The 13,115-nt window shown below is 45.1% G+C and carries 12 protein-coding genes; 8 read left to right on the forward strand and 4 right to left on the reverse strand.

Features of this window, described 5'->3' with window-relative positions; all coding sequences use genetic code 11:
- The first annotated feature begins 137 nt into the window (after nt 1-137).
- Nucleotides 138-2,000 (forward strand): proline--tRNA ligase, encoded by a 1,863-nt coding sequence (locus ODU46_RS03975; RefSeq protein ID WP_398579279.1) that lies wholly within the window; start codon nt 138-140, stop codon nt 1,998-2,000.
- 222 nt (nt 2,001-2,222) lie between these two features.
- Here ODU46_RS03975 and ODU46_RS03980 read toward each other — a convergent pair whose 3' ends face one another.
- From ODU46_RS03980 to dhaK, 4 genes are read right to left on the reverse strand one after another with little or no spacing between them, the layout of a single operon-like run.
- On the reverse strand, nt 2,223-2,933 hold the full coding sequence (locus ODU46_RS03980) for an MIP/aquaporin family protein (protein ID WP_222759405.1): 711 nt from the start codon (nt 2,931-2,933) through the stop codon (nt 2,223-2,225).
- A 9-nt stretch (nt 2,934-2,942) separates the two neighbouring features.
- A complete protein-coding gene (dhaM, locus tag ODU46_RS03985; protein WP_398579280.1) occupies nt 2,943-3,317 on the reverse strand; it encodes a dihydroxyacetone kinase phosphoryl donor subunit DhaM in 375 nt (124 codons plus the stop codon).
- The gene (gene dhaL, locus ODU46_RS03990) at nt 3,314-3,889 is read right to left on the reverse strand and encodes a dihydroxyacetone kinase subunit DhaL (protein WP_398579281.1); all 576 of its coding nucleotides are present in this window, start codon (nt 3,887-3,889) and stop codon (nt 3,314-3,316) included. Before dhaL ends, dhaM begins: the two co-directional genes overlap by 4 nt.
- A 10-nt stretch (nt 3,890-3,899) precedes the next feature.
- A complete protein-coding gene (gene dhaK / locus ODU46_RS03995; RefSeq protein ID WP_105142570.1) occupies nt 3,900-4,889 on the reverse strand; it encodes a dihydroxyacetone kinase subunit DhaK in 990 nt (329 codons plus the stop codon).
- A gap of 145 nt (nt 4,890-5,034) precedes the next feature.
- Here dhaK and dhaS point away from each other — a divergent pair, with 145 nt between their 5' ends.
- The 7 genes from dhaS (at nt 5,035) to ODU46_RS04030 (ending at nt 13,043) form a co-directional block, all read left to right on the forward strand.
- Nucleotides 5,035-5,580 (forward strand): dihydroxyacetone kinase transcriptional activator DhaS, encoded by a 546-nt coding sequence (gene dhaS / locus ODU46_RS04000; RefSeq protein ID WP_024378834.1) that lies wholly within the window; start codon nt 5,035-5,037, stop codon nt 5,578-5,580.
- Between the two features lie 10 nt (nt 5,581-5,590).
- Nucleotides 5,591-6,580: a DhaKLM operon coactivator DhaQ gene (gene dhaQ, locus ODU46_RS04005; protein ID WP_313681231.1), complete on the forward strand. Its 990-nt coding sequence runs from the start codon at nt 5,591-5,593 to the stop codon at nt 6,578-6,580.
- Nucleotides 6,581-6,743: 163 nt separating this feature from the next.
- Nucleotides 6,744-6,944 (forward strand): hypothetical protein, encoded by a 201-nt coding sequence (locus tag ODU46_RS04010; RefSeq protein WP_205026903.1) that lies wholly within the window; start codon nt 6,744-6,746, stop codon nt 6,942-6,944.
- A 90-nt stretch (nt 6,945-7,034) separates the two neighbouring features.
- The gene (locus ODU46_RS04015) at nt 7,035-7,502 is read left to right on the forward strand and encodes a hypothetical protein (protein WP_395382167.1); all 468 of its coding nucleotides are present in this window, start codon (nt 7,035-7,037) and stop codon (nt 7,500-7,502) included.
- A 213-nt stretch (nt 7,503-7,715) separates the two neighbouring features.
- Entirely contained in the window at nt 7,716-7,829 is a 114-nt protein-coding gene (locus tag ODU46_RS04020) for a putative holin-like toxin (protein WP_309474041.1), read from the forward strand.
- A 231-nt stretch (nt 7,830-8,060) separates the two neighbouring features.
- Nucleotides 8,061-8,138: a putative holin-like toxin gene (locus tag ODU46_RS04025; RefSeq protein ID WP_209307259.1), complete on the forward strand. Its 78-nt coding sequence runs from the start codon at nt 8,061-8,063 to the stop codon at nt 8,136-8,138.
- 513 nt (nt 8,139-8,651) lie between these two features.
- The gene (locus ODU46_RS04030) at nt 8,652-13,043 is read left to right on the forward strand and encodes a PolC-type DNA polymerase III (protein WP_398579282.1); all 4,392 of its coding nucleotides are present in this window, start codon (nt 8,652-8,654) and stop codon (nt 13,041-13,043) included.
- Nucleotides 13,044-13,115: the final 72 nt, after the last annotated feature.

Raw genomic sequence — 13,115 nt, forward strand, 5'->3', positions numbered from 1 at the left:
CCTAATCAAGTAAACTACGAAAGGAACTGAATGCGTGCTAAAAACTTTACGAAAAAGATAAACCTGCCTAGTGCCAAAAGCACTGCGTTAGGTTTCCTATTTTCGTTTCGTTTTCTTAACGCACTTATATCTTAACTATGAAACAGTCTAAAATGATTATCCCTACTTTGCGGGAGATGCCTTCGGATGCGTCGGTGATTAGCCACGCTTTGATGTTACGTGCGGGTTATGTCCGCCAGATTTCTGCTGGTATTTACAGCTACTTGCCATTGGCTAACCGTGTGATTGAAAAAGCAAAAAATATCATGCGTGAGGAGTTTGATAAGATTGATGCTATTGAATTTTTGGCACCAGCTCTCTTGTCAGCGGACATTTGGCGTGAGTCAGGTCGTTACGAAACATATGGCGATGATCTTTACAAGCTCAAAAACCGCGAAGGTTCTGACTTTATCTTGGGACCAACTCACGAAGAAACGGTGACTCTTTTGGCGCGTGATGCGGTCCAGTCTTACAAACAGTTGCCGCTTAACATTTACCAAATCCAATCTAAGTATCGTGATGAAAAACGCCCTCGTAACGGTCTTCTCCGTGGTCGCGAGTTCATCATGAAAGATGGTTACAGCTTCCATGCTAGTTATGAGAGCTTGGACCAGACCTATGATGACTACAAGGCGGCTTACGAGGCAATCTTCACTCGTGCAGGCTTGGAGTTCAAAGCTATCATCGGTGACGGTGGTGCCATGGGTGGTAAGGATAGCCAGGAGTTTATGGCTATTACTCCAGACCGTACTGACCTGGACCGTTGGGTTGTCTTGGACAAGTCGGTTGCTTCTTTTGAGGAAATCCCAGAGGATGTTCTTGAAGCAATCAAAGCAGAACTCTTGGCATGGTCTGTGTCTGGTGAAGATACCATCGCCTACTCTAGCGAATCAGGCTACGCTGCCAACCTAGAAATGGCAACTAGCGAGTACAAACCAAGTATAGCAGTTGTCGTCGAAGAAGACTTGGTTAAAGTGGCGACGCCAGATGCTAAAACGATCGATGAAGTGGCAGCCTTCTTGAATGTCGTGGAAGAGCAAACTATCAAAACCATGCTCTTTATGGCAGATGGCGAGCCAGTTGTTGCCCTCCTTGTTGGCAATGATCAAGTGAACGATGTCAAGTTGAAAAACCACCTCGGAGCAGATTTCTTTGATGTAGCAGGCCCAGCGGATGCTGAAAAAATCTTCGGTGCAGGTTTTGGTTCCCTTGGACCAGTCGGCTTGCCAGAAAACATCAAGATTATTGCAGACCGCAAGGTGCAAGATGTGAAAAATGCTGTTGTCGGTGCCAACGAAGACGGTTTCCACTACACAGGTGCCAATGCGGGACGTGATTTCCAAGTGACTGAGTATGTGGACATTCGTGAAGTCAAGGAAGGCGAACCTTCTCCAGATGGACACGGGGTTCTCAACTTTGCCCGTGGTATCGAGATTGGTCACATCTTCAAACTCGGTACACGCTATTCAGACAGCATGAATGCCAACATCTTGGATGAGAATGGTCGTTCTATGCCGATTATCATGGGATGCTATGGAATCGGTGTTAGCCGCCTCTTGTCAGCCGTTCTTGAACAACACGCTCGCCTCTTTGTTAACAAGACACCAAAAGGCGAATACCGTTACGCTTGGGGCATCAACTTCCCTAAAGAATTGGCACCGTTTGATGTGCATTTGATTCCAGTCAATGTCAAAGATGAAGAAGCTATGGCCTTGACTCAGTCTATCGAAGCGAGCTTGGTCGGAGCTGGTTATGAAGTCTTGACAGACGACCGTAATGAGCGTGTCGGCGTTAAGTTCTCTGACAGTGACTTGATTGGCTTGCCAATCCGTGTGACCGTTGGTAAAAAAGCAGCTGATGGCATCGTCGAAGTGAAAATCAAGGGCACAGGTGATACTGTGGAAGTTCATGTGGACCAACTCCTTGAAACCTTGCAAATCCTTACAAAAGAAAATGAATAACAGAAAAAGACTTGGTTGATGATAGCCAAGTCTTTGTTGATAAAATGGGAGTGGGAAAGAACTCGACTAGGTCAAAAAGAGTTCGTCTTTCCACCCCCGCACAGTTGATTAGGTCAGATTTGGAGTGTGAAACACGAATAAATCTGCCAATCAACCACTGCGCTGAGATGTTGACACGAACTCTGATAAGTTGCGCGGGTCTTTTTCCAAAAGCCTATTTTTTTATAACATATTTAGTAGGAGGTTATAGAGGATAGCTCCTGCGACTCCTCCAAGAATTGGGCCAGCAACTGGGATCCAGCTATAAGACCAGTCAGAATCTCCCTTGTTAGGAATTGGAAGGATGGCATGCATGATACGAGGACCAAGGTCACGAGCAGGATTGACTGCGTAGCCTGTTGTAGATCCTAGTGAGAAGCCGATTGCAAATACGATAAGTCCCACAATGATTGGGCCGAGGCCAGCGCTGACATTGTTAGGGCCAATTGCAAGGATTCCCATGACTAAGACAGCTGTGCCAAGAGCCTCGCCGAGCAAGTTTGAAGCTGTGTGACGAAGAGCTGGTCCAGTAGAGAAGGTAGCAAGGATTGTTCCGCTATCTTTTGTTTCCTGCCAATGTGGGTAGAAATGGAGATAGAGGACGATGGATGCCAACATTGCTCCAGCAAATTGGGCAAGTAGGAAGCCAGGGACTTGAACCCATGGTAGGGAGCCGATAGATGCCATTGCGATAGTGACAGCTGGATTCAGGTGGGCAGGTCCAAAAATTCCTGATACGTAGACGGCAATTGTGACAGCGATGCCCCATCCTAGTACGATGGTCAGCCAGCCGCTATTTTCAGCCTTGGTTTTAGAGAGGATGCAGGATGCAACCACACCGTTTCCAAGTAATACTAGTATGAAAGTTCCAAGTAATTCTCCAATCAGATTCATAATGACCTCCTATTTATTGATTGTCAGTTCTTTTAATTGTTCAAGAATAGTCTTCAAGTCAGCTCCAGCCTGTAAGAGAGCTGCGGCAGTGTAGCAACCTTCGACGACTGGTACGGTTTGGATAAGAATTTGTTTGTCTGTAAAATCGGCAGCAATTTCCATGTTCATTCGGGCGCTACCTAGGTCGAAAAAGGCAAGGAGGGTATCAGCAGGGTTTGCTTCAACTCGCTCTTGTACGATTTCAAAGCTAGTACCGATGCTACCATCTTCTAATCCGCCACAGTAGGTAATGGGAATATCTTTGGCGACTTCAGATACTAGGTCGATGATTCCCTGGGCCAAATTTTTTGAATGGGATACGAGTAAGATACCAACCTTTGTCATAGTCCTGCCTCCAACATGGCTTCAAAGAGAAGTCCAGATGAGAAAGAACCTGGGTCAATGTGTCCAATAGACCTTTCCCCAACATAGGACGCGCGTCCCTTGGTTGCAGCAATATCCTTTGTCCCTTGAACGGCTTTATGGATAATTTCCGCTGTCAGTTGGCTTTCTCTTAGGGCAGAAATAACAGGAATCCAAACGTCTACCATGGTTTTCTCGCCTAATTCAGCCTTGCCGCGTTTTTGGATCATGTCCAAACCTGCTTGAAGCATATCAGCTAAATCCGAGCCGGCTTGACTGGCTTTGGTAATACCCATAAAGGCAGAGCCGTAGAGAGGACCGGAAGCACCGCCAACCTTGCTGAGAAGTTGCATGGCAACCACCTTAAAGACTTGGTCCGCAGTCTCATAGTCTTTTTCAGATAGCTCCTGCATGACGGCAGCCATTCCTCGCGCCATGTTGCCCCCGTGATCTCCATCTCCGATAGGAGAGTCAAGCTCACTCAAATAATCTTTGTTTTCTTGAATTTTCTTGTTGAATGTCTCCATCCAGAGTAATGCTTGTTTTACATCCATAGTCTTTCTCCTACCAAGCTACCACTTCAACAGGGGCCTGCAAAGCGTCAATCCAGCTTGGGTCTTCTAATTTGATTAAGGTCAATGACAGTCCAGCCATATCAATCGATGTCATGTAGTTACCGATTTTCTTGTAGTCAACGACAACACCTTTTTTAGCCAGCAATTGAGCAACGTCGTTTGCAAAGACATATTGCTCCATCAGAGGGGTAGCGCCGAGACCGTTGATAAGGACACCATAGTGCTCGCCATCTTGAATATCGAAGCCTTCAGCCAATTTCTCAACCAATTCTTCAGCCAATTTAGCAGATGGTTGGAGTTTTTCTTTCTTATAGCCAGGTTCGCCGTGGATACCGACACCGTATTCAAATTCATCTTCTTCAAGGACGAAGCCTGGTTTGCCCACTTCTGGTACAGTAGCGCCTGATAGGGCTAAGCCGATAGTCTTGATTTGTGGGACGAGACGGTCAGCCAGTTCCTTGATTTCTGCTAGGGATTTGCCAGTTGTTGCAGCGTGACCGAGAATCTTGTGGACAAGGATGGTACCTGCTACCCCACGACGGCCTTGGGTATAGAGGCTATTTTCCACAGCGATGTCATCGTCCACAACGACACTGGCTACTTCGATGCCCTCCATTTCCGCCAATTCTTGCGCCATCTCAAAGTTCATGATGTCGCCAGAGTAGTTTTTGATGACCATAAAGACGCCAGCTCCCTCGTCAGCAGCCTTGATGGCTTCCAAGATTTGGTCTGGAGTTGGTGAGGTAAATACTGCGCCACATACAGCGGCGGACAACATGCCCTTGCCGACAAAGCCTGCATGAGAAGGTTCATGACCAGAGCCACCTCCTGAGATGATGCCGACTTTACCAGATTTTTCGGCCTTGCGGATAATCACATCAAATCCATCGATACGATCGACAAGATCTTGGTGCATAAAGACAAGTCCTTTTAACATTTCATCAACGACATGTTCGGGTTGATTGATAATTTTTTTCATGAGAAAACTCCTTTGTTTTTGTTTGCGCTTACATTTTACATTGTCCGAAAGAAAAAAGGAAGGGACAGATTGTCCAAAGTGTCCCTTTTGTTCCAAAGAAAAGCATGATAGGGTATAATAAAGAGGAAGCGAAAGGAAGTGACATATGCCAACCTCGTTGATTACAAAGAAAAGGATTGCAAAGGCTTTTAAAAAACAGCTATCCCAAAAATCCTTTGATAAAATCTCAGTTGTCGACATCATGCAGGAAGCAGGGATTCGTCGTCAAACCTTTTACAACCATTTTTTAGACAAGTATGAGTTACTGGACTGGATATTTGAAACAGAATTGCAGGAGCAGGTAACTGACAATCTGACCTATATTAGTGGAATCAAGCTTCTGGATGAGCTCTTGTACTACATCGAGAGTAACCAATCTTTCTATAGGCAACTCTTTGAGATTAAGGGGCAAAATGATTTTGTCAGCTATTTAGAAGGCTACTTTATGGTTTTGATGGAGAAAATTATCAACGAATACCAGCTTCAGGAGGGGAAAATGATTTCCCAACAGGATAAGCATTTTTTGATTCTCTATCATGCTAATGCTTGGATTGGACTGATAAAGGAAGGACTGACGCAGTCGCCTTGTCAGATTCACAGTTATTGGAAGCAAATGGTGGCTCTTGTTCGCGAGTCGTTTTTGATTTTGTAGGAGTTAATATATGGTGTTTATTAGAAATAGACAGGCAACAATTATTGAAGATTATTTGGATGGTTTCTGTCGAACCAATCCTAAAGTGAAGAAAGTGAAGGGGCTTCCGATTGTTCTGCAAAGAAGACAAAATGGGGAACAGATTCCGATTGTTTCTGGCGGTGGTTCTGGTCATGAACCAGCCCATGTTGGCTTCGTCGGTAAAGGAATGCTGACTGCAGCAGTCTATGGAGAGATTTTTACTCCACCAACTGCTGAAGAAGTCTTGGCAGCCATTCATGCAGTAGATAAGGGCAAGGGAGTTTTTCTGATTGTAAAAAACTTTGAGGCAGACCTTGTCTCTTTTAGAAAAGCCATCGAATCGGCTCGGCAGGAGGGAATTGCAGTCAAGTACATCGTATCCCATGACGATATTTCGGTCGATACTAAGAATAATTTCCGTATGCGGCATAGGGGGCTTGCAGGGACCATTCTACTTCATAAGATATTAGGAGCTGCTGCCCTTACTGGCTATAGCCTGGATGAATTGGAACAGCTGGGACTGTCTTTGGCAACAGAAATTGCGACCATCGGTTTTGCAACCAAGTCGGCCTATTTGCCCAATGCTGCCCTGCCTTTGTTTGATTTGGAGGAGGGGCAGATATCTTACGGCATTGGTATCCATGGAGAAGAAGGCTATCGGACCGTTCGTTTTGAATCCTCTGAGCAGTTAGCCAACGAAATTGTGAACAAATTAAAATTAAAATTCCGCTGGAAAGAGGGGGAAGACTATATTCTTTTGGTCAATAATCTTGGATCTATGTCCGAGGTTGAGCAAGGAATCTTTTTGAACGACATTTGCCAATTTCTAGAACTAGAAGGTCTGAAGCTTTCCTATATAAAAACAGGTAAGTTTATGACTAGTCTAGATATGGGAGGAATTTCTGTCACCCTCTGTCGTGTCAAGGATCAAAAATGGCTGGACTTTTTAGAAGCACCGACAGAAGCTGCGGCTTGGTAGGCTCCTCTTTTCATAGAACATCCACCTCTAGGGGTTTTCCCATAGAGGTTTTTCTTGCACTCTTTCTATTTTTAGATAAAATACCTTGAAAAAAATGGTCAGGGAGGAGAATGGTACTGATAAACAAAAAGTTTGTCATAAAACGATTCAGAAGGATGATAAGATGACAAAGAAAAAACAATTGACCGGACTCGTCCTTGCGACAGGTTTGTCTGTTTTGGGAAGCGAAGTCCAAGCAGACGAAATCGTCACAGCCACTAGTCCAGCAGAGGCGGAAGCTGTCAGTTCGACGACCAGTAGCCAACCGGTCACTGCTCAGGATGTGCAGATGCTCAGGCAGTGGTTGATGAAGCCAGTCAAGTAGCGCAAGCCATTGATACAGCAGTGGCGACAACGGAGCAGGACTGGGCATGCTCGGATTGGCAGTAGGAGTGAGACGGAAAGGAGAGTAGGGATGAGTAATCACGTAGAAAATAAAAAGGATGTAAATCTAATTGTGGCCTATAAATTGGGAGACAGATTGAACGGTATGTCTGCTAAAGATGTTTTAGATGCACACTATAATCACGCAATAAATAACGGCGGCAGAGTTTTGTTTACAGTGCCGACTGAAAATGTGACAAAGGTAGGTAAAAATAAACAACCAGACCAACTCATCATGACACTAGGAGACTTCTCGGACGGCTTTATTGCGGAAGTTGATGACTTTGGAGAGTTCCATAGTAAGACACCAAGTAATGCATATCAAAATCCGTCACAGTTTGATACGATCCAAGAAAGTCAGTCAAATTATACTTGGTTTGAACTAAAAAATCCTAAAAAGCTTGCTACATTAGCTTTAGAACAATTTACAAATGTAAATACAGTTAAGCCACTTATAGAAAGTTTATCAGGTCAATCTTGTCGTATTTATGTTCAGTAAGTACGCTGGAATAACTAGGTATTGAAAAATTCACAATATAAATAAATAAAATCCTCGGAAAGCGTTCTGAGGATTTTTGTTCTGTATTCATATTTTTATCAAGTTTATGGTATAATTATTTAGTAGAAAAGGTGAAGACGGTGGCTCTCGATTTTCTGAAAGTGAGGTGATGCCTATGGGCAATTCATCAAAATCTAACAGAAAGGGGGGAGCATTCTTTTGACAGCTTTTGAAGTTGTACAAACGATTCTGGCTTTTGGTAGCTTTACCATTGCTTTAGTCAGTTTGTGCTATAAAATCTTCAAAGAAAATGACCAAAAGAAATAGCCGTCCATACTTTGGCAAGTAACGGCTATTTCTTTAGCTAAAATTAATGAGCCACCGTCTTTTTAACGGTTCTACGTTGGGTAGTTGTTAGCGCAACTGCCTTTTTCTATTTCTATTATAACACGAAAGCTTGAAAAAGCAAGTTTAAAAGGCAGTGGCATACTGGGGATTTCATACCTATAAAATAAAACGTCGGGGCTAGTTTCAGCTTTTGAAGTTGTACAAACGATTCTGGCTTTAGGTAGCTTTACCATTGCTTTAGTCAGCTTGTGCTATAAAATCTTCAAAGAAAATGACCAGAAGAAATAGCCGTCCATACTTTGGCAAGTAACGGCTATTTCTTTAGCTAAAATTAATGAGCCACCGTCTTTTTAACGGTTCTACGTTGGGTAGTTGTTGACGCAACTACCTTCTTATATCTCTATTATAACACGAAAGGGCTGGGCAAAAAGTCCTGCCACGCTTCTCAAAGTTAGTGTCAACATCTCAGCGCAGTGGTTGATTGGCAGATTTGTTCGTGTTTCACACACCAAATCTGACCATTACGACTGTTGCGAACAAAGTTCGCTTCATCTCCAACCTCCAAAGGTTCCCCGAACCTTTGGAGCTATGCGGGGGTGGGAGTGAAACAGTCTGGAGATAGACTGTTTCAGCTCAACAACTTAAAACGAAAAATTGTTGACGAACTCTTTAGATTGGTCGAGTTCTGTCCCACTCCCAGTTTAAATGGTGGTGTCCTGCCAGAAAAGTCCCTGGCTTAGTCCAAGAAAAATTCTTTCATTTATGGTAAAATGTTTCTAACGAACTACAAAGGAAATAAGTATGTCAGATAAGTTTCAACTCTTGCTACAACAAATCGGAATGCCTCTTGATGCACGACAATCAGGGGCTTTTTCGACTGCAACGATTGAGAAAGTAGTCTTGCACAAGGTCAGCAAACTCTGGGAATTTACCTTCCGTTTTGAAACCCCCTTGCCGCTCATGGACTATCAACTCTTCAAGGCTCGTTTGGCGACGGAGTTTGAAAAGGTGGGCAATAAGATTCAATTTTCTATTGTCAGCGATGCGGAGGCCTTTGAAGCTGGTTTGGTAGAAGCTTATTATCCAGAAGCTTTTACGGAAGATTTGTGCCAGAGTGCAGGCTTCAAGGCTCTTTTTCAGCCATTAGAGGTGACTTATAGAGATGGTGTTTTGTGGATAAAAGGTCCTGAAACCATTGACACAGATCATTTTCGGAAGAATCATCTGCCAAATCTTGTGGAACAATACAAGCGATTTGGTTTTGGCAATCTTGCGGTGGACATCCAAGTCTGTCAGGAAATGACGCAGCAACAAGCGGAGATTTTCCATGCGCAGAATGAGGAAATTTACCAGCAAGCTAATGAAGAAAACTTGGCGGCCCTTGAACAACTGGCTCAAATGGCGCCACCACCAGAGGCAGCTCAGCCATTTGTCCCAGAATATAAGAAAAATCGTCCTGCCAAGGTCAATATCGAAAAGGCTGAGATTACTCCTATGATTGAGGTGGATAGTGAGGAGAACCGGATTGTCTTTGAGGGACTGGTCTTTGAGGTTGAGCAGAAGACGACCAAGACGGGACGGGTCATTATCAACTTTAAGATGACCGACTATACTTCGTCCTTTACCTTGCAGAAGTGGGCTAAGAATGAGGAAGAGGCCCAGAAGTTTGATATGGTCAAAAAGGGCAACTGGTTGCGGGTACGAGGCAATGTGGAGACCAATAATTTCACTCGTGATTTGACTATGAACGTGCAGGAAGTCCAAGAGGTCAAGAAGGAAATCCGTAAGGACCTTATGCCTGAAGGGGAGAAACGGGTCGAGTTTCATGCTCATACCAACATGTCTACCATGGATGCCCTGCCTGCTGTTGAGGACTTGGTGGCACGTGCTGCGGCTTGGGGACACAAGGCGGTGGCCATTACTGACCATGGTAATGTCCAGTCCTTCCCCCATGGCTATCATGCTGCCCGTAAAGCTGGAATCAAGCCCCTCTTCGGGATGGAGGCCAATATTGTCGAGGACTCTGTGCCCATTGCTTACAACGAAGCAGATTTAGTCCTGTCCGAAGCAACCTATGTGGTCTTTGACGTGGAAACAACCGGTCTCTCTGCAGTCAACAATGCCCTGATTCAGATTGCGGCGTCTAAGATGCACAAGGGCAATATTATTGCGGAATTTGATGAATTTATCGATCCAGGTCATCCGCTCAGTCAATTTACAACAGATCTGACAGGAATCACAGATGAGCATGTGCGTTGTTCTAAACCTCTGGAACAAGTCCTGCGTGAGTTTCAAGATTTCTGTCAAGATTCCGTCATGGTTGCCCACAACGCGACCTTTGACGTTGGCTTTATGAATGTCAACTATGAACGAGCAGGCTTACCTATTATTAGCCAGCCTGTCATTGATACCTTGGAATTTGCTCGTAACCTCTACCCCGACTTTAAGCGTCATGGTTTAGGTCCTCTCACCAAGCGGTTTGGTGTTGCTCTTGAACATCACCACATGGCCAACTACGATGCGGAGGCGACAGGGCGCCTTCTCTTCATCTTCCTAAAAGATGCTCTGGAGAAGCACAATTTGACCAATCTCAACCAGCTAAATACGGAGCTGATTGCAGAGGATTCCTATAAGAAGGCTCGTGTCAAGCATGCCACGTTATATGTGATCAATCAAGTTGGTTTGAAAAATATGTTCAAACTGGTCTCTCTTTCCAATACCAAGTATTTTGAGGGAGTTCCACGTATTCCACGGACCGTTCTCAATGCCCATCGTGAAGGTTTAATATTGGGAACAGCCTGTCAAGAGGGCGAGGTCTTCGATGATTTGCTTTCCAAAGGGATAGATGAAGCGGTTAAAACGGCAGCCTATTATGATTTTATCGAAGTTATGCCACCTGCCCTCTATGCTCCTATGATTGCCAAGGAGCAGTTTAAGGACATGGCAGAGATTGAAGAAACTATCAAGCAGTTGATTGAGGTAGGACATAGGGCAGGTCTGCCAGTTTTGGCGACAGGAAATGTTCACTATATTGACCCCGAAGAGGAAATCTATCGGGAAATCATTGTTCGTGCTCTAGGTCAAGGGGCACCGATTAACTGGACCATCGGAAATGGTGAGAACGCTCAGCCAGCACCGCTGCCAAAAGCTCACTTTAGAACGACCAGCGAGATGTTGGACGAATTTGCCTTCTTGGGAGAAAGTCTGGCCCGTGAGATTGTCATTACCAATCCCAATGCCATGCTCGATCGGTTTGAAGATGTTCAGGTAGTCAAGACCGACCTCTACACGCCTTATATTGAGAAGGCCGAGGAAACGGTTGCGGAATTAACCTATCAAAAAGCCTTTGAAATTTATGGCAATCCTCTGCCTGATATTATTGACCTGCGGATTGAGAAGGAATTGACGTCCATTCTGGGTAATGGATTCGCCGTGATTTACCTGGCGTCGCAGATGTTGGTGCACCGTTCCAACGAGCGGGGCTACCTGGTGGGTTCACGGGGGTCTGTCGGCTCCAGTTTCGTTGCGACCATGATTGGGATTACCGAGGTAAACCCTATGCCTCCTCACTATGTCTGTCCAAATTGTCAACACAGTGAATTTATCACAGACGGTTCCTATGGTTCAGGTTTTGACCTGCCAGACAAGGATTGTGAAAAGTGTGGGACCAAATATAAAAAAGATGGTCAGGACATTCCTTTCGAGACCTTCCTTGGTTTCGATGGAGACAAAGTTCCCGATATTGACTTGAACTTCTCAGGGGATGACCAACCGTCTGCCCATTTGGATGTTCGGGATATTTTCGGGGAGGAAAATGCCTTCCGTGCAGGAACGGTAGGTACGGTAGCTGCTAAGACTGCCTATGGTTTTGTCCGAGGCTATGAGCGGGATTATGGCAAATTCTATCGAGATGTGGAAGTAGAACGCTTGGCTGCTGGCGCGGCCGGTGTCAAACGGACGACTGGTCAGCACCCAGGGGGAATTATCGTATTTCCTGACTACATGGATGTTTATGATTTTACGCCTGTTCAGTATCCTGCCGATGATGTGACGGCCAACTGGCAGACCACCCACTTTAACTTCCACGATATTGATGAAAACGTCTTGAAACTCGATGTCCTGGGTCACGATGATCCGACCATGGTTCGCAAGTTGCAGGACTTGTCAGGCATTGATCCGCAGACCATTCCTGCCGATGACAAGGGAGTGATGGCCCTCTTCTCAGGTACAGAAATTCTGGGAGTTACACCAGAGCAGATTGGGACACCGACAGGTATGCTGGGCATTCCGGAATTCGGGACCAACTTTGTACGGGGGATGGTGGAGGAAACCAAACCGACCACCTTTGCAGAACTCTTGCAGCTGTCTGGTCTATCCCACGGTACAGACGTATGGTTGGGCAATGCCCAGGACTTGATTAAGGCAGGAATTGCCGACCTATCCACAGTTATCGGTTGTCGGGATGACATCATGGTTTATCTCATGCACGCAGGTTTGCCACCTAAGATGGCCTTTAACATCATGGAGCGGGTGCGGAAGGGCATGTGGCTCAAGATTTCCGAGGAAGAGCGAAATGGCTATATCCAAGCCATGAAGGATAACAAGGTGCCAGACTGGTACATCGAATCCTGTGGGAAAATCAAGTACATGTTCCCTAAAGCCCACGCGGCTGCCTACGTTATGATGGCCTTGAGGGTTGCCTATTTCAAGGTTCATCATCCACTCTACTACTATTGTGCTTATTTCTCTATTCGTGCCAAGGCCTTTGATTTGGCGACCATGTCAGGCGGTCTAGATAAAGTCAAGGCCAAGATGGAAGAAATTGCCCTCAAGAAGAAGAACAACGAAGCCTCAAACGTTGAGCAGGACCTTTACACCACCTTAGAGTTGGTCAATGAGATGCTGGAACGTGGCTTCAAGTTCGGCAAATTGGACCTTTACAAGTCTCATGCGACCGACTTCTTGATTGAAGAAGATACCCTTATCCCACCATTTGTCGCTATGGATGGTCTGGGAGAGAACGTTGCCAAGCAGGTTGTGGCGGCGCGTGCAGAGGGAGAATTCCTCTCTAAGACAGAACTCCGTAAGCGTGGTGGATTGTCAGGTACACTGGTCGAAAAAATGGATGAAATGGGCATTCTCGGTAAAATGCCAGAGGATAACCAGCTCAGTCTCTTTGATGATTTGTTTTAAACTTGTTCACTGTTTCTTTTGGAAGCAGTGAATTTTTTTATAAAAAGAAATCAAAACTCTTGACTAATATTT

It is taken from the genome of Streptococcus sp. 2020WUSS089 (genome assembly GCF_044427405.1).
Classification (GTDB): domain Bacteria; phylum Bacillota; class Bacilli; order Lactobacillales; family Streptococcaceae; genus Streptococcus; species Streptococcus hashimotonensis.

Excerpts from the sequence above, each read along its gene's own strand:
- ODU46_RS04010 (WP_205026903.1), top strand. The coding sequence starts at position 6,744 with ATGACAAAGAAAAAACAATTGACCGGACTCGTCCTTGCGACAGGTTTG.
- ODU46_RS04015 (WP_395382167.1), top strand. The coding sequence starts at position 7,035 with ATGAGTAATCACGTAGAAAATAAAAAGGATGTAAATCTAATTGTGGCC.
- dhaS (WP_024378834.1), top strand. The coding sequence starts at position 5,035 with ATGCCAACCTCGTTGATTACAAAGAAAAGGATTGCAAAGGCTTTTAAA.
- dhaK (WP_105142570.1), bottom strand. The coding sequence starts at position 4,889 with ATGAAAAAAATTATCAATCAACCCGAACATGTCGTTGATGAAATGTTA.
- dhaQ (WP_313681231.1), top strand. The coding sequence starts at position 5,591 with ATGGTGTTTATTAGAAATAGACAGGCAACAATTATTGAAGATTATTTG.
- dhaL (WP_398579281.1), bottom strand. The coding sequence starts at position 3,889 with ATGGATGTAAAACAAGCATTACTCTGGATGGAGACATTCAACAAGAAA.
- dhaM (WP_398579280.1), bottom strand. The coding sequence starts at position 3,317 with ATGACAAAGGTTGGTATCTTACTCGTATCCCATTCAAAAAATTTGGCC.
- ODU46_RS03975 (WP_398579279.1), top strand. The coding sequence starts at position 138 with ATGAAACAGTCTAAAATGATTATCCCTACTTTGCGGGAGATGCCTTCG.
- ODU46_RS03980 (WP_222759405.1), bottom strand. The coding sequence starts at position 2,933 with ATGAATCTGATTGGAGAATTACTTGGAACTTTCATACTAGTATTACTT.
- ODU46_RS04030 (WP_398579282.1), top strand. The coding sequence starts at position 8,652 with ATGTCAGATAAGTTTCAACTCTTGCTACAACAAATCGGAATGCCTCTT.